This window comes from Salmonella sp. SG203 (assembly GCF_013350575.1).
Taxonomy (GTDB): domain Bacteria; phylum Pseudomonadota; class Gammaproteobacteria; order Enterobacterales; family Enterobacteriaceae; genus Salmonella; species Salmonella enterica.
Genome location: NZ_SNMT01000089.1, coordinates 1 through 996, shown reverse-complemented (window position 1 = coordinate 996; position 996 = coordinate 1). Strand labels below are relative to the sequence as shown.

At 41.7% G+C, this 996-nt stretch carries 1 protein-coding gene; it reads right to left on the bottom strand.

The features are described from left to right. Positions 1 to 348: 348 nt before the first annotated feature. Positions 349 to 921: a flagellar phase variation DNA invertase Hin gene (gene hin, locus HV477_RS27915; protein WP_000190920.1), complete on the bottom strand. Its 573-nt coding sequence runs from the start codon at positions 919 to 921 to the stop codon at positions 349 to 351. Positions 922 to 996: the final 75 nt, after the last annotated feature.

Below are 996 nucleotides of genomic sequence, written 5' to 3'. Positions count from 1 at the left end.
AAGGTTTTTGATAACCAATGTTATGCCAGGCTTACCTGTGTCATCCAGGTTATCGACACTTGAGGCATAAACTTTACTACTTTTTCCGTCTGTAATTGCTTACACCTAACGTTTTGATTAAAAAGCCTTTCTATGTGAACGCAGTGTCTGCTAGTGTTTTGAGCGATATCGTCTATAGCTGGATGTAACATAGGCCTTATCGTGAGCGCGCTACACTATATATGTTAATGCGTTGAATTTTTTTCTCTTTTTAATTAGATGCTGTCTTTTTCGTATACCCTTCCGGTTTATTTATGCCATACGCCTGTATTACAAAAATGTTATATCCATCCTGTTGTAATTTTTATTTTAATTCATTCGTTTTTTTATGCGGCTTGCCGGAAAATATCTGTATAAGGTAGATACGCCAATACCAAAAATAATAGCTAGTTGCTGCCGAGGATGGCCTTTCTCTAATAGCCGGCTAATCTGTTCCTGTTCATGTCTATTGATCGCCCGAGGGCGCCCTCCCAGTCGTCCTTGCGCTCTGGCGGCAGCCAGTCCGGCAAGGGTTCGCTCGACAATTAATTCTCGCTCCATCTCGGCCAGTGCTGACATTACATGAAAAAAGAATCGCCCCATCGCGCTACTGGTATCAATACTATCGGTTAAAGAATGGAAGTGAGCTCCACGTTCATGTAATTCTGATATTAACGCCACCAGATTTTTCACGCTACGGCCCAGTCTGTCTAATTTCCAGACGACAAGAGTATCGCCTTTATTTACATACTTTAACGCCCGTTTCAGGCCGGGGCGGTTTGCAATCTTGCCACTGATACGGTCTTCAAAAATGCGGTCACAATTTGCACTAGTAAGCGCATTACGCTGTAAATCGATATTTTGGTCAATTGTTGACACCCGAATATACCCAATAGTAGCCATGATTTTCTCCTTTACATCAGATAAGGAAGAATTTTAGTCGCTTTTCTCATGGAGGATTGCTTTATCAAAAACCTT

Excerpts from the sequence above, each read along its gene's own strand:
- hin (WP_000190920.1), bottom strand. The coding sequence starts at position 921 with ATGGCTACTATTGGGTATATTCGGGTGTCAACAATTGACCAAAATATC.